At 61.6% G+C, this 25,461-nt stretch carries 23 protein-coding genes; 11 read left to right on the forward strand and 12 right to left on the reverse strand.

Translation table 11 applies throughout. The features are described from left to right. The 5 genes from V7M64_RS18940 to V7M64_RS18960 form a co-directional block, all read left to right on the forward strand. On the forward strand, window positions 1-860 hold an 860-nt coding region (locus tag V7M64_RS18940; RefSeq protein WP_333681309.1), incomplete at its 5' end, for an acyl-CoA dehydrogenase family protein. Window positions 861-985: 125 nt separating this feature from the next. After that, on the forward strand, window positions 986-1,528 hold the full coding sequence (locus V7M64_RS18945; protein WP_333681310.1) for a GNAT family N-acetyltransferase: 543 nt from the start codon (window positions 986-988) through the stop codon (window positions 1,526-1,528). Between the two features lie 23 nt (window positions 1,529-1,551). Then, window positions 1,552-1,785, forward strand: a complete 234-nt coding sequence (locus V7M64_RS18950; RefSeq protein ID WP_345786368.1) for a GDCCVxC domain-containing (seleno)protein — start codon at window positions 1,552-1,554, stop codon at window positions 1,783-1,785. 5 nt (window positions 1,786-1,790) lie between these two features. Continuing rightward, the gene (locus V7M64_RS18955) at window positions 1,791-1,964 is read left to right on the forward strand and encodes a hypothetical protein (protein WP_333681314.1); all 174 of its coding nucleotides are present in this window, start codon (window positions 1,791-1,793) and stop codon (window positions 1,962-1,964) included. A 12-nt stretch (window positions 1,965-1,976) separates the two neighbouring features. After that, window positions 1,977-4,244 carry a thiamine pyrophosphate-dependent enzyme gene (locus V7M64_RS18960; protein WP_333681315.1) on the forward strand — a complete coding sequence of 756 codons (2,268 nt, stop codon included), beginning with the start codon at window positions 1,977-1,979 and terminating at the stop codon, window positions 4,242-4,244. Between the two features lie 94 nt (window positions 4,245-4,338). On the opposite strand, the gene V7M64_RS18965 is transcribed toward V7M64_RS18960, so the two are convergent. Beyond that, window positions 4,339-6,078 carry a diguanylate cyclase gene (locus V7M64_RS18965; protein ID WP_333681317.1) on the reverse strand — a complete coding sequence of 580 codons (1,740 nt, stop codon included), beginning with the start codon at window positions 6,076-6,078 and terminating at the stop codon, window positions 4,339-4,341. Window positions 6,079-6,393: 315 nt separating this feature from the next. Here V7M64_RS18965 and V7M64_RS18970 point away from each other — a divergent pair, with 315 nt between their 5' ends. Then, entirely contained in the window at window positions 6,394-6,951 is a 558-nt protein-coding gene (locus V7M64_RS18970) for an NAD(P)H-dependent oxidoreductase (protein WP_333681318.1), read from the forward strand. 177 nt (window positions 6,952-7,128) lie between these two features. Here V7M64_RS18970 and ppk1 read toward each other — a convergent pair whose 3' ends face one another. Both ppk1 and V7M64_RS18980 read right to left on the reverse strand, forming a co-directional pair. Continuing rightward, window positions 7,129-9,288, reverse strand: coding sequence for a polyphosphate kinase 1 (gene ppk1, locus V7M64_RS18975; protein WP_333681320.1), 2,160 nt, complete (start codon window positions 9,286-9,288; stop codon window positions 7,129-7,131). A 126-nt stretch (window positions 9,289-9,414) separates the two neighbouring features. After that, on the reverse strand, window positions 9,415-10,200 hold the full coding sequence (locus V7M64_RS18980; RefSeq protein ID WP_333681322.1) for a helix-turn-helix transcriptional regulator: 786 nt from the start codon (window positions 10,198-10,200) through the stop codon (window positions 9,415-9,417). 126 nt (window positions 10,201-10,326) lie between these two features. Between V7M64_RS18980 and V7M64_RS18985 the strand changes: the two genes are divergently transcribed. Next, window positions 10,327-11,544 (forward strand): MFS transporter, encoded by a 1,218-nt coding sequence (locus V7M64_RS18985; protein ID WP_333681324.1) that lies wholly within the window; start codon window positions 10,327-10,329, stop codon window positions 11,542-11,544. Between the two features lie 4 nt (window positions 11,545-11,548). Here the strand turns inward: V7M64_RS18985 and V7M64_RS18990 are convergent, their stop codons facing one another. The 3 genes from V7M64_RS18990 to V7M64_RS19000 form a co-directional block, all read right to left on the reverse strand. Then, a complete protein-coding gene (locus V7M64_RS18990; RefSeq protein ID WP_333681326.1) occupies window positions 11,549-11,830 on the reverse strand; it encodes a type II toxin-antitoxin system RelE/ParE family toxin in 282 nt (93 codons plus the stop codon). After that, on the reverse strand, window positions 11,817-12,116 hold the full coding sequence (locus V7M64_RS18995) for a type II toxin-antitoxin system RelB/DinJ family antitoxin (RefSeq protein WP_333681328.1): 300 nt from the start codon (window positions 12,114-12,116) through the stop codon (window positions 11,817-11,819). Before V7M64_RS18995 ends, V7M64_RS18990 begins: the two co-directional genes overlap by 14 nt. 150 nt (window positions 12,117-12,266) lie before the next feature. After that, window positions 12,267-14,978: a pitrilysin family protein gene (locus V7M64_RS19000; RefSeq protein ID WP_333681330.1), complete on the reverse strand. Its 2,712-nt coding sequence runs from the start codon at window positions 14,976-14,978 to the stop codon at window positions 12,267-12,269. A 212-nt stretch (window positions 14,979-15,190) separates the two neighbouring features. Here V7M64_RS19000 and V7M64_RS19005 point away from each other — a divergent pair, with 212 nt between their 5' ends. The 4 genes from V7M64_RS19005 to murJ all read left to right on the forward strand — a co-directional run bounded on the left by V7M64_RS19005 (window position 15,191) and on the right by murJ (window position 18,407). Continuing rightward, window positions 15,191-15,514, forward strand: coding sequence for a YbjQ family protein (locus V7M64_RS19005; protein ID WP_324146891.1), 324 nt, complete (start codon window positions 15,191-15,193; stop codon window positions 15,512-15,514). A 3-nt stretch (window positions 15,515-15,517) separates the two neighbouring features. Beyond that, the gene (locus V7M64_RS19010) at window positions 15,518-15,820 is read left to right on the forward strand and encodes a hypothetical protein (RefSeq protein ID WP_333681333.1); all 303 of its coding nucleotides are present in this window, start codon (window positions 15,518-15,520) and stop codon (window positions 15,818-15,820) included. A 107-nt stretch (window positions 15,821-15,927) separates the two neighbouring features. Next, entirely contained in the window at window positions 15,928-16,686 is a 759-nt protein-coding gene (locus V7M64_RS19015) for a Bax inhibitor-1/YccA family protein (RefSeq protein WP_333681335.1), read from the forward strand. Between the two features lie 146 nt (window positions 16,687-16,832). Beyond that, complete coding sequence (gene murJ / locus V7M64_RS19020) at window positions 16,833-18,407, forward strand: murein biosynthesis integral membrane protein MurJ (RefSeq protein ID WP_333681337.1); 1,575 nt, start codon at window positions 16,833-16,835, stop codon at window positions 18,405-18,407. Window positions 18,408-18,467: 60 nt separating this feature from the next. On the opposite strand, the gene poxB is transcribed toward murJ, so the two are convergent. From poxB to V7M64_RS19050, 6 genes are all read right to left on the reverse strand, one after another. Further along, window positions 18,468-20,198, reverse strand: a complete 1,731-nt coding sequence (gene poxB / locus V7M64_RS19025; RefSeq protein ID WP_333681339.1) for a ubiquinone-dependent pyruvate dehydrogenase — start codon at window positions 20,196-20,198, stop codon at window positions 18,468-18,470. A gap of 216 nt (window positions 20,199-20,414) precedes the next feature. Continuing rightward, window positions 20,415-21,437, reverse strand: a complete 1,023-nt coding sequence (murB, locus tag V7M64_RS19030; RefSeq protein WP_333681349.1) for a UDP-N-acetylmuramate dehydrogenase — start codon at window positions 21,435-21,437, stop codon at window positions 20,415-20,417. A 10-nt stretch (window positions 21,438-21,447) separates the two neighbouring features. Further along, the gene (locus tag V7M64_RS19035; protein WP_333681341.1) at window positions 21,448-22,485 is read right to left on the reverse strand and encodes a quinone-dependent dihydroorotate dehydrogenase; all 1,038 of its coding nucleotides are present in this window, start codon (window positions 22,483-22,485) and stop codon (window positions 21,448-21,450) included. Continuing rightward, complete coding sequence (locus V7M64_RS19040) at window positions 22,485-23,252, reverse strand: class I SAM-dependent methyltransferase (RefSeq protein WP_333681343.1); 768 nt, start codon at window positions 23,250-23,252, stop codon at window positions 22,485-22,487. Before V7M64_RS19040 ends, V7M64_RS19035 begins: the two co-directional genes overlap by 1 nt. A 19-nt stretch (window positions 23,253-23,271) precedes the next feature. Continuing rightward, window positions 23,272-24,039, reverse strand: coding sequence for an SDR family oxidoreductase (locus V7M64_RS19045; RefSeq protein ID WP_333681345.1), 768 nt, complete (start codon window positions 24,037-24,039; stop codon window positions 23,272-23,274). Window positions 24,040-24,238: 199 nt separating this feature from the next. Then, window positions 24,239-25,461: aldehyde dehydrogenase family protein (locus V7M64_RS19050; RefSeq protein ID WP_333681347.1), on the reverse strand; the 1,223-nt coding region annotated here is incomplete at its 5' end.

Below are 25,461 nucleotides of genomic sequence, written 5' to 3' on the forward strand. Positions count from 1 at the left end.
CGCTGTGCATGTATCCCATCTACGCCTACGGCAGCGAAGCGCAGAAGATGCAGTATCTGCCCAAGATGGCGGCGGGCGAAATCATCGGCTGCTTCGGCTTGACCGAACCGCACGGCGGCTCCGATCCGGCCAACATGAAGACCAACGCCAAGAAGGATGGCGGCGATTGGATCATCAACGGCGCCAAGATGTGGATCACCAACGGCAACCTCGCGCACATCGCCATCGTGTGGGCGCAGACCGAAGACGGCATCCAGGGCTTTATCGTGCCGACCGATACCAAGGGTTTCACCGCACAGGAAGTACACAAGAAGATGAGCTTGCGCGCGTCCGTAACATCCGCGCTGTTCTTCGACAACGTGCGCGTGCCCGACGCCCAGCGCCTGCCGAACGTGAAAGGCTTGAAGGGCCCGCTCGGCTGCCTTACGCAGGCGCGCTATGGCATCACCTGGGGCCCGATCGGTGCCGCGCAGGCCTGCTTGAAGGAAGTGATCGACTACACGCAGGAACGCGTGCTGTTCGGCCGCCCGCTGGCCGCAAACCAGGCGATCCAGTTGAAGCTGGCCGACATGGCTCGTCGCATCACCACCGCGCAATTGTTGTCGTTGCAGCTCGGCCGCTTGAAAGACGCCGGCAAGATGGAACCCACCCAGGTGTCGCTGGCGAAGTGGAACAACGTGCGCATGGCGCTGGATATCGCGCGCGAATGCCGCGATGTGCTCGGCGGTGCCGGCATTACCGTGGAGCACTCCGCGATTCGCCATGCGTTGAATCTGGAATCGGTGATTACCTATGAAGGCACCGAGACCGTGCATCAGCTGGTGGTGGGTCGAGAGCTGACTGGCATCAACGCATTCTGATCCCGACTGCCGTCATTCCCGTGAAAGCGGGAATCCATGTTGCTCTTGCGACATGCTCGAGATGGATTCCCCCTTCGCGGGAATGACGGCCCTGGAAGCGTATCGCGACAGCTTCGGAGTCAACCGTGTCGATCCACGATATCCGCATCATCGAAACCGAACGCCTGATCCTGCGTCCGCCGATCCACGAAGATTTCGATGCGTACGCCGCCAACATGGCCGATCCCGATGCGGCGCGCTTCATTGGCGGCGTGCAATCGCGTCCGGTCGCATGGCGCGGTTTTCTCTCGCTCGCCGGTGCCTGGATGATCCAGGGCTTCTCGATGTTTTCCGTACTCGAGAAATCCACCGGCCGCTGGATCGGCCGGCTCGGCCCGTGGTATCCGGACGGATGGCCCGGCAACGAAGTGGGCTGGGCATTGGTGCGCGATGCATGGGGCAAGGGCTACGCCTACGAAGGCGCGGCGGCCATCATGGACTGGTCGTTCGAGCATCTGGGATGGAGCGAAGTCATCCATTCCATCAACTCCGACAACCAGCCTTCGATTGCGCTGGCCAAGCGTTTGGGTTCGCGGTTCCAGCGGCACTCGAATCTGCCGGAACCCTATCAGGACGTGCGCGTCGAAATCTGGGGCCAGACGCGGGAAGAATGGTTGCAACGGCGATGAATGATGGCGGAGACAAAACAGGGATAAGTGGCGTCATGCTCCAGTCCACGCTTACTTGTCCGCACTGTGGTTTCTCCAGCGAGGAAACCATGCCGCTCGACGCCTGTGTGTTTTTCCATGACTGCCCGAACTGCCAGGTGCTGCTTCGTCCCAAGACTGGCGATTGTTGCGTGTTCTGCTCGTACGGTTCGGTCAAATGTCCACCCGTTCAACTGCAACCTGCAAACGCCACCTGTTGTGGCCATCGTGATCGTTGACTGCCATGGCGTTGAGTCCGAAAGACACCGTGCACTTCACGATTGCCGACATCGCCGTCGCCATCCCGTCGCGCGATGAACACATTCGCATTTTGAAACGCTTCGGCCGCCCGAAAGACCTGGCGCGCGCCGAGCTGCTGCGCGCCTTGTGCCATGGCGCGCCAACCGATCATCGTTAGAGAACCTTCGCCATGTCCGCCACACCCATTGCCGCCCGCCACAAGGGCTTCAACCGCGCCGAGATCGTCGATCAGAACTTCACCGAGTTCGTGCAGCTATGGCGAGGCAATGTCCACGCTCGGCCGAACGACAACGACGCCGTTCTGCCCGGCAGTTCACTGGACGCACGGGCCTTCCGTGAACTGTTGGAATCGCAGCTGATCTCGCGCCATCTCGACCTGATGGCGCGCGTGCTGCGCGTGCAGAACAAAGTGTTCTACACCATCGGCAGTTCCGGTCACGAAGGCAACGCGATGGTGGCGCGCCTTACGCGGCATACCGATCCGGCCTTCCTGCATTACCGCTCCGGCGGCTTCATGGCGGAGCGCTTCCGCAAGCTGCCGGGCATGGATCCGATCATGGATTCGGCGCTGTCGTTCGCCGCCAGCAAGGAAGATCCGGCTTCCGGCGGCCGCCACAAAGTGTGGGGCAGCAAGCCGCTGTGGGTCCTGCCGCAGACTTCCACCATCGCCTCGCATTTGCCGAAAGCCTTTGGCACCGCCATCGCCATCGAGCAGGCGCGCCGCATCGGTCATGCGCTGCCGATACCGAATGATTCCATTGCGATCTGTTCGTTCGGCGACGCATCGAGCAATCACGCCACGGCGCAAACAGCTTTCAATGCGGCCGCATGGACGGCGTATCAAAAATTGCCCGCACCGATATTGTTCGTCTGCGAAGACAACGGCATCGGCATTTCGGTAAAGACGCCCAGCGGCTGGGTAGCGAACAATTTCCAGCATCGTCCTGACCTGGATTACTTCTTTGCCGACGGCCTGGATCTGGCGAGCGGCTACGAACAAGTGCAGCGTGCGGTGGATCATTGCCGCGAAACGCGCCGTCCGACGTTTCTGCATTTGAAGACCACGCGCATCATGGGCCATGCCGGTACCGATTTCGAAATCGAGTGGCGCAGCATCGAAGAGCTGGTTGCGGTGGAAGCCTCCGATCCGCTGCTGCGTTCCGCGGCGATTGCGCTGGAGTCGGGCTTGTATAGTAAGGACGAATTGCTGGCCTTGAACGACAGCATTCGCACACGCTGTTTCGAAGCTGCTGAAGAAGCCGATCGCCGGCCACGGCTGCAGACGCTGGACGAGGTGATGGCGCCGCTCGCACCCTACACGCCGGATGCGGTGAAGGCCGAAGCCGAGCGCGCCGACTACAACGACAAGCGCGTCGCCGTGTTCGGCAGCGAAGACAAGCTGCCGGAGAAGCAGCCGCCGCGTCATCTGGCCATCCAGATCAACCATGCCTTGCATGACCTGATGGCGAAATATCCCGAGTCGTTGCTGTTCGGCGAGGACGTCGCGCAGAAGGGCGGCGTGTATACCGTCACCAAGGGTTTGCACAAAGCGTTCAAGGGCAATCGCGTGTTCAACACGCTGCTGGACGAGACGGTGATCCTTGGCCTGGCGCAGGGCTACGCCAACATGGGCATGCTGCCGATCCCGGAGATCCAGTATCTGGCGTACTTCCACAATGCTTGCGACCAGATCCGCGGCGAAGCGGCCTCGCTGCAGTTCTTCTCCAACGGCCAGTACCGCAATCCGCTGGTGATGCGTGTGGCGTCGCTGGGTTATCAGCGCGGTTTCGGTGGCCATTTTCACAACGACAACTCGATCGCGGCCTTGCGCGATATACCGGGGCTCGTCGTGGGTTGCCCAAGCCGTGGCGATGATGCGGCGACCATGCTGCGCACGCTGATGGCGCTGGCGAAAATCGACGGTCGCGTGTGCGCCTTTCTGGAGCCGATTGCCTTGTACATGACCAAAGACCTGTATGAGGCAGGGGACGGCCAATGGCAGTTCGCCTATCCGGCACCCGGTGAGGCGATGCCGCTGGGCGAGGGCCGCATCTATACCGCGGACGCCAATGACCTGGTGATCTTCACCTTCGGCAACGGCGTGCCGATGGCGTTGCGCTCGGCGCGCACGATCGGGCAGGAACTCGGCTGGAAGGTGCGCGTGGTGGATTTGCGCTGGCTGGCGCCGCTCAACGATGCCTTCATCGCCGAGCAGGCGAAGAGTGCGAAGCGCATCCTGGTGCTGGATGAAGGCCGCAAGAGCGCGGGTGTGGGCGAGGGCATCATCACCGCCGTGATGGAAGCGGGTTTCGGCAGCACGCCGCTGGAGCGTGTGGTGGGTGCGGATACCTATACGCCGCTGGCCGGTGCGGCGTTCCTTGTTTTGCCGGGCGATGCAGACGTCGTCGCGGCGGCCAGGAAGCTCGCTGCCCGGTAATGCATGATCGTGCTCGTCGCAGCCGGGATGAAATCCCGGCATTCCATCAAGTTGGCGATGCTGGGATTTCATCCCGGCCTGCGACGGCGCTGATTCAGCGCGGCGGATCCTGTTGCGAGCGCGCCCGCGATCGCTGCCCGTATATCTCCGCGCGCCGCTCATACGCGTGCACCTGGTTGCGCCCATGCAGCTTCACGTAATACATCGCCTGGTCCGCACGTTCGATCAGCGATTCCAGCGTGTCGCCGGCACTTCGCATCGCCAGCCCGATGCTCACGCTCAAGCGCAGATCGTTCAAGTTCACCGGAATTTCCATCCGATGCACGCGCCGGCATAAGCGTGTCGCCACGTGCATGGCCTGTTCCTGGTTCACGTCGTGCAACATCGCCACGAATTCTTCGCCGCCGTAGCGGCCCAGCAGATCGGTGGGACGAAGCTCGTTGCTGAGCACTTCGGCCACGGCAACCAGCGCACGATCGCCGGCGGCGTGGCCTTGCAGGTCGTTGAGCGTCTTGAAGTGGTCCAGATCCAGGAACAGCATCGCGATGGAGCGTTCCGTGTTCGTGGCCAGCATGCGATTGGCCGCTTCGGTCCATGCGCGGCGGTTGAGGATGTTGGTAAGCGCGTCGTGATCGGCCAGTACGCGCACCTGGTCGCGATCGCGCCGCATGGTCAGCGCGCGATCGGCCAGGCCCAGCGACAGTACGATGGCCTCGAACGCGCCCATGCCGATGCTGGCGTCATTGAGCCAGTCCAGGCTCCGCAGCGCGCCGGTGGTCTGCGCGCTGGTCATGGCGGTGAGCACCAGCAGCGGCGTCCAGCCGGCCAGGAAGAACCACGCCTGGCGTGAACCTCTGGCGCCAGCCGCCAAGGCCGTGACGAGCAGCAGCAAGGCACCCAGGATAAGAACCGGATTCACCAGCGTTTGCGCCATCACCACCAGCGGCTCGATGCCGGTGCAGCGCAGCAGCACGATCAGCGGCATGGCAAAACCCAGCGCCACCACCGGTACGCTCAATGCGGGTGCGTAACGCTGCACGTCGCAGAAGCGGCTGATGAACAGCGAAGCGAACGATACCGACAACGCCGTCGCCGAGGCGCCCACCAGCAATTCCGAACCGGCCAGCCAACTGAGACCAAGCGGGTGAAACAGAAAGCCGGTCTGTATACCTTGCACCACCACATAGCAAAGCATGTAGCCGGTGTACCAGGCGAAGGTCATGTCATGCAGCATCACGGCAAAACACAACGCCATCAGCGCCATCGCCACCATCACGGCCAGGCATGCCGTCGCAAAAGCGAGCCAGTCGGAATCCTGCAGCAGGAAGTCCTCCAGGCCTTGCAGTTCGAAGCGTTCCGGCGCGGCAAGGCTGCTGCTGTGTTCCAGCTTCAGCAGGATCGGCGCCGAGGATGCCGTGCCGGCAGCCAGGCGGATGGCCAGCCGTCCATGGCCATGCAGGTCATCGCCGGCGTCGTTCATGGCGTAGCTATGGATGGGCCCTTGCTTGTCGTAGAGCGTGACGGTGCCGAGCGGGGCAGGGTAGATCGACAGCACGCGCTCTTCGTCCACATCCCCGGCTTCCGGCTGCAATACCACCCAGCTGCCGAGCGCATCGCGCGCAAACCGATGCAGCAGGGACGGATTGAAAGGGCTGAGCGCACCTTGCCCGAACGCGGCCAGGATGGAGGCGGGTGTGTCGCCCCGCGTCACCTCGTGCCAAGCGCCGCGCAGAGGTGTGCTTTTTGCGCCGGCCGTCGCCAGCGAAAACCACAGCAGCCAAAGCACCGGCGAGGCGGCCAGCAGCCACCTGCGTTCGCTGCCCAGTTTGCGCAACGCCTCCCCTGACACTTCATCCCCCACACCATGAAGTGAATCGTGCTTCCGCTTCTTTACGCCGAATGCCGCAGCGGCCATTGGCAGGTTCTGCGGCCTGCTGATTCCCTTGCCCGTTGCGGAATGATCGATTCCCTGGTGTTGAACGGTACCGCCATTCTGCGGCGTAATAAAAGCCTCAAGGGTGCAGGGTATGCAGGACATGTGCCAGAGAGCATGGCTGCGTCATCCCGTCGCTATTTCACGCCAAGTTGCCCGGCAGCGCGGCATGTTCCAACCATCCCCTGGCGGGAACGGCTCTCGAAGGAGAATGGCATGTCCGCAATCAAGGTAGCGGTGCTGGTCGGCAGCCTGCGCAAAGACTCCATCAATCGCAAACTGGCGAAGGCGGTGGAACGGTTGGCGCCGCCGGAACTGTCGTTCGAGCACGTGCGCATCGACAACCTGCCGCTGTACAACCAGGATTTCGATAGCGATTACCCACCGGTCTGCCAACAGTTGAAGGCGCAGATCAAGGCGGCCGACGCGCTGTTGTTCGTGACGCCGGAATACAACCGCTCGATTCCGGGCGTGTTGAAGAACGCCATCGACATTGCCTCGCGCCCGTATGGCTCAAGTGCCTTCGCCAACAAGCCCGGCGGGGTGATCGGCATATCGGTGGGCGCGACAGGCACGGCGTTGTCGCAGCAGCATCTGCGCAATGTGCTGGCGTATCTGGACGTGCCGCTGATGGGGCAGCCTGAGGTGTTCCTCAAATTCAGCGATGGCCTGATCGATGATGAGGGGAATATCGGGGTGGAGAGTACGAAGAAATTCTTGCAGGGCTTTGTTGATCGGTATGTGGAGTGGGTGAAGCGGCATGTGCATGCGTGACCTCTACACCGTCATTCCGGCGAAGGCCGGAATCCAATGAAAAGTGGCGTGCGCAGCACCTCATAAAGGCTTTGTGTGCTTCGCACGACGTATTTAACTGGATTCCGGCCTTCGCCGGAATGACGGGTCAGTGGCACGTGGGTTGGGGTTCGCGTTCCGCTCACCCCAACCTACGCGTCACGGCGCTGCCGGCGCCCCGACGCCACAATACTTCTCCAGCAGCTGCTGCTGCACGTCGTGCGCTGCCTGCCCATCGCCCGGCTGCAGCCGCGAATAGTTGCCGTCGGTATGCAATTCCCATGTCGTAGTGTTATCGGTGAGGTAAAGCTCCAGCTCCTTGCGGATACGCTGGCGCAGCTTTTTATCCTCGATCGGAAAGCCGGTTTCGACGCGGCGATCCAGGTTGCGTTCCATCATGTCGGCACTGGCCAGGTACATGCGTTCTTCGCCGGCATTGGCGAACCAGTACACGCGGCTGTGTTCCAGGAAGCGGCCGACGATCGAACGCACGCGGATGTTGTGCGAAACACCCGGAAGGCCCGGGCGCAAGCAGCACATGCCGCGCACCAGCAGGTCCACTTTCACACCGGCGATGCTGGCCTTGTACAGTGCACGGATCATCTTCGCATCGGTGAGCGCATTGATCTTGATGATCATGTGCGCCGGCTTGCCCGCTTCGGCATGTGCCGTTTCGCGCGCGATCAAATCGAGCAAAGACTTTTTTAGCGTAAACGGAGCATGCAGCAGCTTTTTCATCTTCAGCAGCTTGCCCATGCCGGTGAGCTGGCTGAAGAGCTTGTGTACGTCTTCGCACAGCGCCGGGTCGGACGTAAGCAGGCTGTAATCCGTATACAGGCGCGCGGTGCCGCTGTGGTAATTGCCGGTGCCCAGGTGCGCGTAGCGCTGCAGTTTCTGGCCTTCGCGGCGCTGGATCAGCACCATCTTGGCGTGCGTCTTGACGTCCACCACGCCGTAGATCACCACCGCGCCGGCCTGCTGCAGGCGCTGGGCAAGACTCAGGTTGGACTCCTCATCGAAGCGCGCGCGCAGTTCCACCACGGCGATCACTTCCTTGCCGGCGCGCGCGGCTTCCACCAACGCATCCACGATTTCCGAATTGGCGCCGGTGCGGTACAGCGTTTGCTCGATGGTGAGCACGTCCGGATCCTTCGCCGCCTGGCGCAGCAAGTCCACCACCGGTGCGAACGATTCATAGGGGTGCAGCAGCAGCACGTCCTGCTTGTTGATCACCTGGAACAGGTCTTCGGCTTTCTTCAGCGCCTTAGGGATCGCCGGTACGAACGGCAGGTATTGCAGGTGTGGGCTCTGGCTGCGAGTGACGATGCCGAACAGGCGCGTGAGGTTCACCGGCCCGTTGACTTCATACAGCTCCGCTTCGGTCAGGCCGAACTGTTTGAGCAAGTAATCGGTGAGTTTCTTCGGGCAGTTGTCTGCCACCTCCAGCCGCACCGCATCGCCGAAGCGGCGCGAGAACAACTCGCCGCGCAGCGCGCGGGCGAGGTCGTCCATTTCCTCCGGATCGATGGTGAGATCGGCGTTGCGCGTCAGGCGGAACTGATAGCAGCCGCGCACTTCCATGCCGGGGAACAATTCCTCCGCATGGGCATGGATGATCGACGACAGCAGCACGTAGTTCTCGCCGCCTTCGCATATCTCATCCGGCAAGCGCATGATGCGCGGAAGCACGCGCGGCGCCGGCAAGATGGCCAGGCCCGAGTCGCGGCCGAAGGCATCCACGCCTTCCAGCTCGACGATGAAATTGAGGCTCTTGTTGACCAGCAGCGGAAACGGATGGGTGGGATCGAGGCCGATCGGCGTCATCATCGGCGCCACTTCCTGGCGGAAATAACGCTGCACCCAGCGTTTCTGCGCGGACGACCAGTTCTCGCGGCGCACGATGCGGATGCCGTGGCGATCCAGTTCCGGCAGCAGACGTTCGTTGAGGATGGTGTATTGGCGTGTGATCTGGCGATGCGCGATATCGCTGATTTCGGTCAGCGCTTGCTTGGGGGTGATGCCGTCCGGCCCGACGATTTCGTGGCCGAAAGCCAGCTGGCTTTTCAGGCCGGCGACGCGGATTTCGAAGAACTCATCCATGTTGCTGGAAAAAATCAGCAGGAACTTCAGGCGCTCCAGCAGCGGCGTGCGCTCGTCCAGCGCTTGCTCCAGCACGCGATTATTGAATTGCAACTGCGACAGTTCGCGATGGATATAGTGCGTTTTGTCGTTGAGATCGACTGCAGGACTGGCCTCCGCCACACCTGGCGCAGGCAGGGGGGCGGCGGACATGGCGTCTTCGTTGGGGCGTTTGCTCATCGAACGATGCATCGATCTCGTGGCGGGTGCGCGGGACACCTTGCAGCATGCCACGACCCTGCCATGGTGCGGGAAGCTGTTGACACGGTTATGACATACGTCGCGCCAAGGGCGCGTTGTCTCCCGTCAGGAAGTGCTGCCGGACAGCATGTAATGACTGGGTGCCGCCCCCAGCGTGCGCCGGAATGCAGCCGTGAAGGCGCTGGTGCTGCTGTAGCCCAGCTCCATCGCCACGCGTGTGACCGCCTGCCCGCGCCCAAGGCGCGCCAGGGCGGCCATCAGGCAGGCCTGGTGGCGCCAGTCGCTGAAGCTCATGCCGGTCTGCTCGCGGAACAGGCGGGTAAAGCTGCGGCGGCTCATGCCGGCTTTCCCGGCCATGAGATCGATATCCACATCCAGCGAAGGCGATGCGAGCAGCGCCCGGCACAGCTGCGCGAGCCTGGGCTCCCGCGGCATGGGGGTATTGAGGGGGAGGGCGGGCATCCGGGCGAGTTCGGTCACCAGCAGGCGCATCAAGTCATCGTCGCGGCTGCCCAGTTCATATTCGGCGGGCAGGTCCACCGCTTCGGACAGCAGTGCGTGCAGCAGAGGCGAGATGCTGACTACCGTGCAGCGCGCGGGCAAGCCCGCCTTGGCTGCCACAGCGGGAAGCACGTAAGCGCTGCGCGTACTGGTGAGGCCGCCCATATGCACCGCATGGGTGACGCCCGCCGGAATCCACAGCGCGCGATAAGGTGGCACCACCCAGCTGCCTTCGCTGGTGGTGACGGTGAGCACGCCGGTGACCGCATACAGGCATTGCCCGCGTTTATGCCGATGGCTGGGTAGCGACAGGCCGGCAGCGTAGTCGTTGCCGGTAGCGACCACGTCGCGGGGCGTGTCTTCGTAGCCGATCACGCGGGTGTTGCGCACGCCGCCTCCCGTTTGGCCCAAAAACGATAGAAATTGACCCGATAGTGCATGCAGGCCGCAGGCGGCTACTTTAAGGTGGCATGCACAGCCGGGCAATGTTGCCCGCTGCCCATCCCCGAGGGCTCCATGCAGAACTCCGCCGAACCGGTTTCGCTGCCGTCGACCGCGCCGCGCACGGACTACACCATCCTGGGTGCGATCAGTTTTTCGCACCTGCTCAACGACATGATCCAGTCGTTGATCCTTGCGATCTATCCGCTGTTGAAAAGCGGTTTCCACCTCAGCTTTACGCAAGTGGGCCTGATCACGCTGACGTATCAAGTGACGGCCTCGTTGCTGCAGCCACTGGTCGGCATGGTGACCGATCGCAAGCCGATGCCTTACTCCCTGCCGGTCGGCATGGGCTTCACCTTGTGCGGTTTGCTACTGCTGGCCACCGCGCCGAATTTCGCAGTGCTGCTGGTGGCGGCGGCGTTGGTAGGGACGGGCTCATCCGTGTTCCATCCGGAGTCCTCGCGCGTGGCGCGCCTGGCTTCAGGCGGGCAGCACGGCCTGGCGCAATCGCTGTTCCAGGTGGGCGGCAACACCGGTTCATCGCTGGGGCCGCTGCTGGCGGCGTGGATCATCGTGCCGCACGGGCGCGGCAGCGTGGCGTGGTTTTCGCTGGCGGCGCTGCTGGCGATGGTGGTGTTGCTGCAAGTGGGGCGTTGGTATCGCCTGCACTACGTTGCGCGCCACAACGTGGCGCGGCACGTTGCGGGCGAAGCGCTCAGTCGCAACAAGGTGTTCGTGTGCCTGCTGATTCTTGGCTTGTTGATCTTCTCCAAGTATTTCTATCTCGCTAGTATCAGCAGCTATTTCACGTTTTACCTGATCCACACCTTTGGCTTGTCGGTGCAAGCGGCGCAGATGCATCTGTTCGTGTTTCTGTTCGCGGTGGCGGCCGGTTCCCTGATTGGCGGGCCAGTGGGTGACCGCATCGGGCGCAAGTGGGTGATCTGGGTCTCGATCCTCGGCGTGGCGCCATTCACGCTGGCCCTGCCGCATGCCAATCTGTTCTGGACCGGCGTGCTGTCGGTGGTGATCGGCTTGATTCTGTCGTCGGCGTTTTCGGCGATCCTGGTTTACGCGCAGGAATTGATTCCAGGACGCGTAGGCATGATCTCCGGCTTGTTCTTCGGCTTCGCGTTCGGCATGGGCGGCATCGGCGCCGCGGTGCTCGGGCGAGTGGCCGATGCACATGGTATCGACTACGTGTATTCGCTGTGCGCGTACTTGCCGTTGATCGGCGCGCTGGCAGTGTTTTTGCCGGATTTGGAGAAGCGCCAGCGTGCAAAAAACTAGATGCTCAAGAATTTGGCCAGGAACGTGCGGCATGCAGTACGCGCAGAATGGATATCGTTCCAACGCTTTCGGTATAGATCACAATATAGTTTTTGTGGACCACCATTTCTCGAGTGCCGGTAATCCGTCCTTGTCGGCAAATTTTTGGATGAGAAGATAATTTTTCGGTCTTCGCTTCGATGTCGTCCTTCAGTTTTTGCGCAGCTTCCGGGTTGTCGTCGGAGACGTAATCGATGATCTCCAAAAGATCAGCGCGGGCAGAATCCTTCCATTCAACTTCGGGCACGACGCTTCCTGTCTATCAGTGCTTGAGCTTCATCCATGACGCGCTTGTGGGAGTGTGACGGTCGACTGTCGGCAAGTGCTTGTTGAACCTTCTCGCGAAACCAGGAATCGTAGGCTTCTTGATCAGCTGTAAGTGCCGCAGGCAACGCACCTTCTTTGACGACGCGGGTGAGCAGAATGCGCACCGCATCCGAGATGGTCAAGCCGAAACTGGCCAATTTTTCTGTAGCGGCATTCTTAAGATCGTCGTCAATGCGAACGTGCAGCATTGAGGTGTGCGTGGCCATGGCGGATGCCTCCCAATAAATTTGGAGGCTATTTTGTATCTCAATCGAGATACATGCAAGTTCGCGACGACGTACTGGCTCGATGCTCTTCTTGCGCTTCGTGAAGCTGGGATTGTCATCCCAGCTTACGAATCGCGTGGCTTCGCCCAATCAATGCTTCGCCGGCGTCGGCCCCTGCACCACCTGCATCAGGTTCTCCGGCTTCAAATACTTCTTGAACGCCGCCTGCACCTGCCCGGGAGTGAGCGTTAGGTAGTGCTTGGCGGCAATCATCGGCTGGTCCAGCGGTTCGTCGTGCCATGCCCAATTGAGCAATGCGCGCGCGATGTTGTTGATGCTGGATACGCCTACCGGAATGGAGCGGATTTCGTACTGGCGGGCATTGTCCAATTCGCTCTGCTTGATCGGCGTGGTCTGCATCCGGACCAGGTTCTGGCGGATCAGTGCGTTGACCGGCGCCACCTTGTCCGGATCGCTGCCGTACTGCACGAAGAAAACCGAGCGCGAGCGATTGAACTGCATGCCGGAACCGGCGCCGTACGCGTAGCCGTGCTTCACGCGGATGTCGGTCATCAGCCGAGAGGCAAAGCCATTGCCGCCCAATACGTTGTTGCCCAGTTGCAGCGCGTAGCGATCCGGGTTGTGCATGTTGAGATCGAGCATCTGGCCCATCAGTACCTGGTCCTGCGAGGCATAGGAGTTCTCGATCACCGCGTAACCGGCAGGATTCACCGGCACTGGTTTGGAAATCACGTCGGGCTTGGCGCCTTCCGCTTTCCATTGGCCAAAGTAGCGTTCCACCGTGGCCTTGGCTTGCTCAGGCGTGACGTTGCCGACCACCACGATGGTGGCGAGGTCAGGACGATACGTCTTGGCGAAATAGTCCTTCACGTCCTGCAACTTCAACGCGCCGATGGTCTCGGGCGTGGGCAGGCGCAGGTCGGGGTCGCCAGCAGGCAGCAGGCCAGCGCGTAGTGCTTTCATCATCTTGTATTGCGGTGATTGCATCTCGCCGGCAAGTGCGCGCGCCAGCGTTTCCTGCTGTACGGCAAAGCCTTGTTGCGGCAGGGCCGGGTGAAGTTCGTTGTCGGCCAGCAATTGCATGGCGCGGTCGAAATGATCGCTCAGCGCGGCCACGCCGAAATCGGTGCCGCCGCTTTCGTTGGCAGAAATATCATCCAGCGCCTTGTGATAGGCATCGCGATCCAGCGTGATGCTGCCGTAATCGAACAGCGAATCCAGCAGGCGTGCCACGCCTTCCTTGCCGGCGGGTTCCTGCAACTTCGGGTTGTTGTCGATATGGCCGACCACCGTCACCGTCTTGCTGATGTTCGATGGCTGCACGATCAGGCGGATGCCGTTGTCGAGCTTCATGTCCACCGGCGATAGCGTCCAGCGCGGCATCTCCAGCTTGCTCAGCTTTTGCGCGGCCCATTCGGGCAGCGGCGCATCCAGCTTTTCGTTGCTGTTGAAGGATTCCGAACCGCCGAAGCCACCGCTATCCGGCGGACGCTGGCCGTTTTCGCTGGGCGTGAGCACCACGGTCACGCGCTCGTCCGGTTTCAGGTACTGGCGGGCGACGCGGTTCACGTCGGCGACGGTGACTTGCCGGATCTGGTCTTCCGCTTCTTCCGGCGTGCTCAAGCCCATCCAGGCGATCGCCTGCGACCAGGCGCTGGCGAGCGTCACCGCGCTGTTCTTGTTGAATTCGGCTTGTGCGATTTCGGCCTGCTTCGATGCTTCGACCAGGCCGGCCGGCACCCCGTTTTTCAGCAGATCATCGATCACGCCGTCCAGGTCGGTTTGCGCCTGTTTGGCATCGCCACCCTTGGGAAAGCCAACCTCGATCACGCCAATGCCGCCATGGCTGAAAGGCTGCAGCTGGGCGCTGGCGCTGAGCACCTTGCCTTGCACGGCCAGTTGCGAGAGCGAGCTGCGCGCGTTGGTGAGCACATCCAGCAGCACCTGCGCGGCGGCGTTGTCCTTGTCCATCATGCCGGGCATGCGATACATGAATTGCACGGCGCCCGTGCCGCGCGGCGTGGTGGACGCGATGGTTTGCGGCTTCACCGGTTGCAGTTTCACCGGCTGATGGTCAGGCAGGGCGCGCGTGGGAATCTTGCCGAACAGTTGCTGCACCTTGGCCAGCGTCTGCTGCGGATTGACGTCGCCTACGATCACCAGCAACGCATTGTTGGGTGCATACCAGGTCCTGTAGAACGCCTGCAAATCTGCTGCGGTGGTCTTGCCGAAAGAGGAGCGCGTGCCGAGTGGGTCTTCCGCGTAGCCGGTGCCTGCGTACAGAATGCTTTCGGCCTTCTGGAAGGCCAGGAATTCCGGCTGCGAAATGTCGCGTGACACTTCCTGCTCGATCGCGCCGCGTTCGCGCTCCCAATCCTGCTGGCTGAGCAGCGCACCGTCCATGCGGGTCGATTCGATGTGCAGCAGCAGATCCAGGTAATTGGACGGTGCCACGAAGTAGTACTGCGTGGCGTCGTTGGTGGTGAAGGCGTTGTTGTCAGCGCCCATCTTGCCGGTCATTTCATTGAGTTGCGCGCCAGTCATGCCCTTGCTGTCGCGGAACATCATGTGCTCCAGCGCATGCGCCGTGCCGGGGAAGCCCTCCGGCGTCTGGTAGCCACCGGCGAGATAGGTGATCTGCGTGGTCACCATGGGCGAAAGCGTTTCGCGCACGATGACCACGCGCAAGCCATTGTCGAGCGTGGTGCGCAACACATTGCTGTCGTTGACCACGGCCTTGGACGTCGCAGGGGCATCGGCGCGTGCCGGAAGGCTGGCGCTCACCAGGCCCGCGCCAAGCAACACGCTCCATGCCAACGTCTTGAAAGGGCTCGACATCATGTTCGGATTCCTTATTGAGGACAGCGATAGACCGCCGGATGGTGCCATAGTGCCCACGGAAGACGCACGTGCAGGCTGGCGCGCTTGATGTTGGATGCGCGGATCGCGGAGTCCAACATCGCACGCAGGTACGGGACATGAGGTACGCGCGCGGCGGCAGAAGACGGAGTATCGTGCATACACGCAGGTTTCCCCGAGAAAGGAGCAAAGCCATGTTGGTGGTGACGACCGAGAATGTTCCGGGCCATCAGGTGGTCCAGGTGAAGGGACAGGTATTCGGTGTGGTGGTGCGCAGCCGTGGCATCGGCGGCAACTTCGTCGCGGGCCTGCGTTCCATCGTCGGCGGCGAAATCCACGAATACACGCAGATGCTGGAGGAAGCGCGCCGCCACGCGCTGGATCGCCTGGTCACCAACGCCAAGGCGATGGGCGCCAACGCGGTGGTGATGATGCGCTTCGACTCGGCGGAAATCGGCCAAACGATGAGCGAGATCGTCGCCTACGGCACCGCCGTGGTGCTCGATCCGCCGACCTGAGCCATGCTGCCCATAATCCTGTACGTGATCGGCGGCCTGATGCTGCTAGGCGCGGGCATAGCCGTCCTGACTGGCGTGATGGTGGCCTTGCTGCCACAGTTGATCTTCGGCGGCTTGCTGCTGGTGGTGGGGTTGGCGATCGAGCGCTGGCGTTATAAGCCCTTGTTGCACGGTGGTCCCGATCCGCGGTGGAAGGATACGGGCGAGCGTTTCGTCGATCCGGGGAGCGGGCAGCTCACCGCGGTTTACTTCGATGCGCAACGCGGCGAGCGGCACTATGTGGTGGTCGATGAGCCGCCAAAGTAGGCAGGGATGCCGATCCCGGTATCACGAATTCATAGAAAGCTGGGATTGTCATCCCGGCCTACGTAAGATCGGTTTTTCGTAGTCGATAGTTTCAACGAGGAGCACGTATGGCATCCGGAAATCCTGTACTGCGTGAAAAAGCCTTCCAAGGCTTGCCTGTCACCGGCGAGCGCATGACCTTGAATGGCACGGTGACGCGCACGGCATTGTTGCTGGTGCTGGCGGTGATCACCGGTGGTTGGACATGGCAGCGTTTTGCTGATGTTGCAGCCGGAGGCGGCAATCTGGATGCTGCGCTGGCGGCGATCAGCCCCTTCATGTGGGGCGGTTTGCTTGTTGGCCTGGTGCTGGCGCTGGTAACCACGTTCGTGCAGCGCTGGGCGGGTGTCACTGCGCCGTTGTATGCGATAGCGGAAGGCTTCGCGCTTGGCGGTATTTCGGCGGTGATGAACCTACGCTTCCCCGGCATCGTGCTGCAAGCGGTGATGCTGACAGTCGGCGTGCTGGCGGTGATGCTGGTGGCCTATCGTTCCGGCTGGATCAAGGTCACGGACAAGTTTCGCCTGGGCGTGGTGGCTGCTACCGGCGGCATTGCGCTGCTGTATGTGGTGGACATGGCGCTGCGTGCTTTCACGCATATCCAGATTCCCTTCATCCATGAAACCGGTGCCATCGGCATTGGCTTCAGCCTGCTGGTGGTCGGCCTGGCGGCGCTCAATCTGGTGCTGGATTTCGACATGATCGATCGCGCTGCCGAGGCCGGTGCACCGAAGTACATGGAGTGGTACGGCGCGTTTGCGCTGATGGTCACGCTGGTGTGGTTGTATATGGAATTGCTGCGTTTGCTGTCGAAGGCTCGCCGCTGATAGCTCAATGTAGGTTGGGGTGAGCGAACGCGAACCCCAACATGCCCGGTTGATGGCCATGTTGGGGTTCGGCTACGCCTCACCCCAACCTACGCGTTGCCTACTGCAATGCTACCCTTGCCGTTTCCCAAGCAACTTCTAGAACCATGACGAAAGACGCAGGCCGCGGCCATGCCTTGCTGGTCGGTGCAGGCATTCTTTGCAGCCGCCTGTTCGGCTTGGTGCGGCAGCGGGTGTTCTCCCATTTCTTCGGCCTTTCCGACGCAGCGGATATTTTCAGCGCCGCGTTGCGCGTGCCGAATTTCTTGCAGAACCTGTTTGGGGAGGGCGTGCTTTCGGCGTCCTTCATTCCGGTCTATGCGCGGTTGCTGGCGCAGCATAAGCAGGAGGATGCCGACCGTCTGGCTGGGGCGATCTTTGCGATTTTGGCGTTGATCATTTCCGTGATCGTCGCACTGGGCATCCTTGCCACGCCGTATCTTCTCTGGCTGATCGCGCCGGGCTACACCGGCGAGAAGCGCGAGCTGACCATTTTGCTCGTGCGCATCCTGTTTCCGGGTACCGGCATCCTGGTGTGGTCGGCGTGGTGCCTGGGGATACTCAACAGCCATCACAAGTTTTTTCTTTCGTATGCCGCGCCGGTGATCTGGAATCTTTCCATGATCCTGACCATGCTGGTGTTCCATCACCTGGATGCGAATCGGCTGATCGTGTATCTGGCATGGGGCACGGTGCTGGGATGCCTGCTGCAGTTCCTGGTGCAGCTTGGGCCGGTGTTGAAGCTGGTGCCGAACTTGCGCTTGCGCCTGGATCTAAAAAGCCTGCACGTGAAGCAGGTGAGCGGCAGTTTCATGAATGTGGTGATCGGGCGTGGCGTGGTGCAGATCAGCGCTTTTGTCGATCAGGCCATTTCGACCTTGCTTGGCAGCGGCGCCGTAGCAGGCATGACCACCGCGGCATCGATTAACCTGCTGCCGGTAAGCCTGTTCGGCATGGCGATTTCCGCTTCGGAACTGCCTACGCTGTCACGCATGGCTGGCGATCATGTGGACGAGGAAGTCGCCGCAAAGCTCTCCGCGCGCTTGAACAATGGCCTGGAGCGAATCGCTTTTTTTATCGTGCCGTCCGCGATGGCGTTTTTCGCCTTGGGGAACGTGATCGTTGCGGCGCTTTATCAATCCGGTGCGTTTACCGCCAAGGATTCGTATTACGTGTGGGCGATCCTGGCAGGCTCCGGCGTAGGTCTGCTGGCATCCACCTTTGGGCGGCTGTATTCATCCACCTATTACGCGATGCGCGATACCCGCACGCCATTGCGCTATGCACTGGTGCGGCTTGTCTTTACGGTAGTGCTAGGTTTGGGCAGCGCATTGTTGGTGCCGAAGCTGCTGGGCATTCCCATGCAGTGGGGCGCGGTCGGATTGACTGCCTCGGCGGGTGTGGCGGGCTGGGTCGAGTTTCATCTGTTGCGCAGGAAGATGAATCGCAAGCTGGGCCATACGGGGGTGGCCGTGTCGATGATGGCCAAGTTATGGGCGGCAGCGGTGGCGGCGGCGTTGATCGCGTGTGCGGTCGAGTATTTCATGCCTGGGTGGGGGCCGATTTTGACGGCCGCGTTTGTGTTGTCGACGTATGGTGTTGCGTATTTTGCGGTGACGTTTTTGCTGCATGTCAGGATGTGCAGGGACGTCGTGAAAAAGGTTCTGCATAGGCTGGGATGAAATCCCAGCCTCCCCAAGGTTCACGATGTTAGGATTTCATCCCTGCCCACCACGGCGTCGTCAGCGGCGTAGATTGCTGCGCGCCAGCTCGATCAATTCATCGCCGCGGCCATTCATCACCGTGCGTAACGCCCAGAGGCTGAACCCCTTCATCTGTTCCAGCTGAATTTTCGGCGGCATGGACAGTTCCTGCCGGTTCGTCACCACGTCGATCAATGCTGGGCCGTTATGGGCGAAGGCATCGCGTACGGCGCCTTCGAGATCGCCGGGATCTTCCACGCGTACGCCGTAGATGCCTGTTGCGCGCGCGAGCGCGGAGAAATCCGGGTTATCTAGCGATACGCCTGTGGGGAGAAATCCGGAGGACTTCATTTCCAATTCCACGAACCCCAGCGTGCCATTGTTGAACACCACGATCTTTACCGGCAGCTGGTGCTGCACCAGGGTGAGGATGTCGCCCATCAGCATGGAAAAGCCGCCGTCGCCGGACAAGCTGACGATCTGCCGATTGGCAAAAGCCGTCTGCGCACCGATGGCTTGCGGCATCGCATTCGCCATCGAGCCATGCACGAAGGAGCCGAGCAGGCGTCGTTTGCCGTTCATCTTCAAATAGCGTGCGGCCCAGATGGTGGGCGTACCGACGTCGCAGGTGAACACGGCGTCCTCACTGGCGAGATCGCTGACCACTTTAGCGACATATTGCGGATGGATCGGTTTGCTCCCGGCCTTGCCGGTAGCGAGATCGTTCAAGCCTTCGCGCGCTTTCTTGTAAAGCTGCAGGCTGTTCTTCAGGTGATTGTCGTCGGTGGCGGCTTTGAGGCGCGGCAGCAGCGCCTCGATGGTGTCGCCGACGTCGCCAACCAAACCAAGATCCAGGCGGCAGCGACGGCCTAGGTTTTCTGCGCGCAGATCGATCTGGCAAATCTTGGCGTCTTCCGGAAAGAACTGGCGGTACGGAAAATCCGTGCCGAGCAGCAGCAAGGTGTCGCAATTCATCATCGCTTCGTAGCCGGAGCTGAAGCCAATCAGGCCGGTCATGCCCACGTCATAGGGGTTATCCCATTCCACATGTTCCTTGCCGCCCAGTGCGTGCACTACCGGGGCCTTGAGCATTTCGGCCAGGCGGATCAGGGCATCATGCGCGCCGACGCAACCGCGTCCGCAAAACAGCGTCACCTTGCGGCCGCTGCCGAGCAAGGCAGCGAGTTGATCCAGTTGCGCATCCGGCGGAATGATTTTCGGTGGTGCAGGCAGCAGGCCTGCACTCGCCAGTACCGGACCGCTGGCTTCGCTAAGTGCTACGTCGCCGGGAATCACCAGCACGGACACGCCTCGTTGGCCGACTGCCGCGCGTATCGCCGTGGCGGTCGCGTGATGGATCTGCGAGGCGCTGCTGATCAGCTCGCAATAGTGGCTGCATTCCTGGAACAGGTTTTGCGGATGCGTTTCCTGGAAATAACCGCTGCCGATTTCAGTGGAAGGGATGTGTGCCGCAATCGCCAGCACCGGTGTGCGTGAGCGGTGCGCATCGAACAGGCCATTGATAAGGTGCAGATTGCCGGGTCCACACGAGCCGGCACAAACAGCCAGCTGGCCGGTCAATTGCGATTCCGCACCGGCGCCGAAGGCGGCCGATTCTTCATGCCGGTAATGGATCCATTGCATGTCCTTGCGACGTCGCAGCGATTCGGTGATGCCGTTGAGGCTGTCGCCGACCAGCCCGTGGATGCGTTTCACTCCAGCCTGTGCCAGTGTTTCGACCAGGACGTCGGCAACATTGCGAATGCTCATGACGCGGCTCCTCGGTGGCGAGGAACGCATGTTGCCAAAGGATTGCTTTCGTTTCTGTAAAGATGTCGAGATTGTAATCCCGGCTTTCTGATGCTGGGATTTCATTCCAGCTTTGTATGGCCGTCATTCCCGCGAAAGCGGGAATCCATTTGCTCTGGTGCAAAAGCGAAGATGGATTCCCGCTTTCGCGGGAATGACGGCCATGCGGTTACGCGGTTAGCCGATAACTACGGGCTCCGGTTCCAGCCGTACGCCAAAGCGCGCCTGCACGCCTTCGATCACGCGTTGTGCGAATGCCCAAAGCTCCGGGCCGGTGGCCTTGCCGTGATTGACCAGCACCAGCGCATGGCGGTTGGAGATGCCGGCATCGCCTTCGCGCATGCCTTTGAAACCGGCGGTTTCAATCAGCCATGCGGCGGAAAGTTTCCAGTGCGCATCTTTGCTGGGCCATGCGACGAGTTCGGGATAGTCGCGTTTCAATGCTTCGCCTTGCGCAGCATCGATGATGGGGTTCTTGAAGAAGCTGCCGGCATTGCCGATCAAGGCCGGATCAGGCAGCTTGCGCGTGCGCAGATGCACCACCGCTTCGGCCACGTGGAATGGCGCGGGGTTGCTCACCCCCATGCGTTCCAGTTCTTCGCGGATGCCGGCGTAATCAAGGCGCAGCGCATGCTGGCGAGGCAGAGCAAAGCGCACGGCGGTGACGATGAAGCGATCCGGCTCGTGCTTGAACAGCGAATCGCGATAGCCGAACGCGCAGGCTGCGCGATCCAGCGTGAGGACACGCCGCTCGATGCGATCCCAGGCTTCCACGCTTTCGATGAATTCGGCGACTTCGGTGCCGTAGGCGCCGATGTTCTGGATCGGCGCCGCACCGACGGTGCCCGGGATAAGAATCAGGTTTTCCAGGCTGGCAAAACCCTGGCCGAGCGTCCAGCGCACGAAATCATCCCAGCGCTCGCCCGCGGCGACGGCGATGCGGGTAAGGCCGCCTTCCTGTTCGACATGCACGCCGCGTGTTTCCATCGCCAGCACGGTGCCATCGACATTCCCGGTGAGCAGCATGTTGCTGCCTTCGCCCAACACCAGCAGGCGGCCGGCGCGAATGGCGGGAAAGTCGAGCAGCTCCGGCAATTTGCTGGCATCGCGTATTTCCGCCAGCAGCTTGGCGCGCGCATCCACGCGCAGCGTGTTGCGCGTGAGCAGCGAGGCGTTTTCGATCAGCGTGTAGCCGCCCATGTCGACGCGTTCAGCGTGCATCCGGACGTTCCTGCTGACGGCGGATTTCGTTGACGCATTCGGCGATCAATTCAGGACCGCGATAGATCAGGCCAGAATAGATTTGCACCAGCCTGGCGCCGGCATTGATTTTTTCCACCGCGTCATCGCCTTCGACAATGCCGCCTACACCGACGATGCCGATACGATCGCCCAGGCGCTGGCGCATGCCGCGCACGACTTCCGTGGCGCGCGTGCGCAGCGGTTTGCCGGATAGGCCGCCGGTTTCGTTACCGCGTGGATCGCTGGCGACGGAAGTACGATCGATGGTGGTGTTGGTGCAGATCACGCCATCCACGCCGGCCGCGAGCAGTACTTCCGCCATGCTGTCCAGCTCGGTTTCGGAAAGATCGGGCGCGATCTTGAGCAGCATCGGCTTGCGCTTGCCTTGTTGCGAACCCAGCCGCTCCTGCGCTTCGCGCAGGGTTTCGATAAAGCGACGCAGCGTGGCTTCTTCCTGCAGGTCGCGCAGGCCCTTGGTATTGGGCGAGGAGATGTTGACGGTGACGTAGCTGGCATGCGCGTAGACGCGTTCCAGGCAGAACAGGTAATCGTCCACCGCCTTCTCGTTGGGCGTGTCCTTGTTCTTGCCGATGTTGATGCCCAGCACACCGCGATAGCCGGATGCTTGCACGTTGCGCACCAGTGCATCGACGCCGCCGTTGTTGAAGCCCATGCGATTGATGATGGCGTCATGCTGCGGCAGGCGAAACAGGCGCGGGCGATCGTTGCCGATCTGCGGGCGCGGCGTCACCGTGCCGACTTCGACAAAGCCGAAACCCAGCGCGCCGAGTGCATCGAGGTGATCGGCGTTCTTGTCCAAGCCCGCCGCAAGCCCGACGGGGTTGGGAAAGCGGATGCCGAAGACCTCTACGGGCAGTTCCGCAGGTGGCGTCGCTACGAAGCGCATCAGCTCGCTGCGCCAGGCGACATCCAGGCCATACAGCGTCAGGCCGTGTGCCGTCTCGGCGTCAAGTTGGAACAACAGCGGGCGCAGCCAGCGATACATCAAGGAACCTCACCAACATAGACACGGGTGTCGTAGTCGAAGCTTACCCGACCGTCCACCGCGCAGGCGTCGAACAGCCGGCGCAGCGCCTCGATCATGGCCTCGTGCTTGGGATGGCCAACCTGGGGCGCATACGAGGACGACATCAGCCGGCCACGCAAGGCATCGAAATCCAGCAGTTGGCGATGATCGAAACTGGCCGTGCCGCGCCAACCTTCGCCAAACCATTCGCGCATGCGCGGCTCGTCGGCGTAGCGTTCGGCCACGCTGGTGTAGTCGGTGCCGTAGATGTGCAGCAAGGTTTCGTAGCCTTCCAGGAACGGCGTGCCGGTAAGGCGGCGCGAGTTCCAGTAGATGGCTGCCAGGCCATCGGGGCGGAGAATGCGGTGGAATTCGCGGCGGGTGCTTTGCGGGTCGAACCAATGAAAGGCCTGCGCCACGGACACGAGATCGACACTGCCATCGTCCAGGTTCGTGGCATCGGCACGGCCGTCCACGGCGAGAAATTTGGGGTGGCTTCCCAGCCATTCGGTCGCCGCGCTGCGCATTGCGGCATTCGGTTCCACGGCGATCACCGTGTGTCCGGCATCCAGGAACAGCTTGCTGGAAATACCCGTGCCTGCACCGACGTCGGCAACGCGCCAATCGGGTGTGACGCCCTGGGCTTTGCGCAGCCAGTCGATCAAGGCTTCGGGATAGGTGGGGCGGTAGCGGACGTAGTCGGCAACCCGGTTGCTGAAACGTTCGGTGCTGTTGAGATCGCTCATGGTCTCCTCTCCTTCCTGGTTAGCGGGACAACTGCTGTCCGCCGTCGACGCACAGAATCTGTCCCGTCACCCAGCCGGCCCATGGCGAAGCGAGGAACAGCGCCGCGTGCGCCACTTCTTCCGGCGTGCCGTAGCGGCCGAAGGGAATTTTCGACAGCACGGTGGCATAGCGCGCGGGATCTTCGTGCTTGCAGCGATCCCACAAGCCGCCTTCGAATTCGATGGAGCCCGGCGCAATCGCATTGACACGTATGCGTTGTGCGGCGAGCGCCAGGGCTTGCGAGGTGGTGTAGTGGGAGAGTGCTGCTTTCATGGCGCCGTAGGAGGGCATGGTCGGGCGCGGGTGCAGCGCGGCGATGGAACTGGTGTGCAGGATGCTGGCGTGCGGTGACTTGGAAAGGAATGGCAATGCAGCGCGCGAGGCACGCACCGCCGCCATCATGTCGATGTTGAACACGGCCGCCCAATCTTCTTCGGTGTCGCCAAAGCCGTAGCCGCTGGCGTTGTTGATCAGTACGTCGATGCCGCCGAGTGCTTCGGTTGCGGTGTTGATGTAGGTATCGATGGCGGATGCATCGCCCAGATCGCATGATTGCGTATGTACCGGATTGCCGTAGGCGGCCATGCTTTTGGCGGTTTCATCGAGCGCGGACTGGCCGCGCGCGCAGATCGAAACGGCTGCACCGGAAGCGGCGAAGGCGAGCGCCATGCTGCGACCGATACCTTTGCTGCCGCCGGCGATGACGATGCGGTAATTGCGGAAATCGAAGGGTGGGGACGACGTCATGGCGCTTCATCTCGCATATAGTCTTGGCCGTCATTCCCGCGAAAGCGGGAATCCATCTTCGTTTTCATACCCCGCCCAATGGATTCCCGCTTTCGCGGGAATGACGGCCGTGTAGATTGCAGAAAGCGTTAGCGTCTCGCGCATTCGCCCCATTCCACGCCCCTCCCCCAGAGGGGAGAGGTGGTGTGATGCCATCATCTTACAAATCGAACTTGATCCCCTGCGCCAACGGCAACGCATCCGAATAATTGATCGTATTGGTCTGCCGGCGCATGTACACCTTCCACGCATCCGAACCCGACTCGCGACCGCCGCCGGTTTCCTTCTCGCCGCCGAACGCACCGCCGATTTCCGCACCCGAGGTGCCGATATTGACGTTGGCGATACCGCAATCCGAACCCGCTGCCGACAGATACTGCTCGGCTGTCTTCAAGTTTTGCGTGAAGATCGAGGAAGACAGGCCCTGCGGCACGCTGTTCTGCAGTTCGATGGCTTCATCGAGCGTCTTGAACGGTATTACGTAGAGAATCGGTGCGAAGGTTTCCGTCTGTACCACCTCATCGCTGTTCTTCAAGCCGGTGACGATGGTCGGTAGCACGAAGTTGCCCTTGCGATCGCCAAGCGCCGCACCGCCGGTGCGCACCGTGCCGCCGCTGGCCTTGGCTTTTTCAACCGCGGCGACGTAGGCCGTTACCGCATCCTTGCTGTTGAGCGGGCCCATCAGCGTGGTGGCGAGCGTGGGATCGCCGATCTTGCCTTCCACCTGCTTGTACGCGGCAACCAGCTTGTCGGTCACGTCGTTGATGATCGACTCATGCACGAACAAACGGCGCGTGGTGGTGCAACGTTGGCCGGCGGTGCCGACGGCGCCGAACACGATGGCCGGAATCGCCAGTTTCAGGTCCGCGCTGGCGTCCACGATGATCGCGTTGTTGCCGCCCAGTTCCAGCAGCGAACGGCCCATGCGCTTGGCGACGCGCTCGCCCACGTGACGGCCCACCTTGGTGGAGCCGGTGAAGCTGATCAGCGGAACGCGATGGTCGTCGACGAACGCCTGCGACAGTTCCGTGCCGGCGTCGTTGAACAGGAAGAACAGGTCCGGGAAGCCGCCGGCCTTCAGCGCTTCATTGCAGATCTTCATCGTGGCAATCGCCGACAGCGGCGTTTTCGGCGATGGCTTCCAGATGCAGATGTCGCCGCAGATCGCGGCCAGCATCGCATTCCATGCCCACACGGCAACCGGAAAGTTGAAAGCGCTGATGATGCCGACGATGCCGAGCGGGTGATACTGCTCGTACATGCGATGGCCTGGGCGTTCCGAATGCATGGTGTAGCCGTACAGCATGCGGCTCTGGCCAACGGCGAAATCGGCGATGTCGATCATCTCCTGCACTTCGCCGTCGCCTTCGGGCTTGATCTTGC

This window comes from Dyella sp. (genome assembly GCF_036746095.1).
In the GTDB taxonomy this organism is placed as follows: Bacteria; Pseudomonadota; Gammaproteobacteria; order Xanthomonadales; family Rhodanobacteraceae; genus Dyella_B.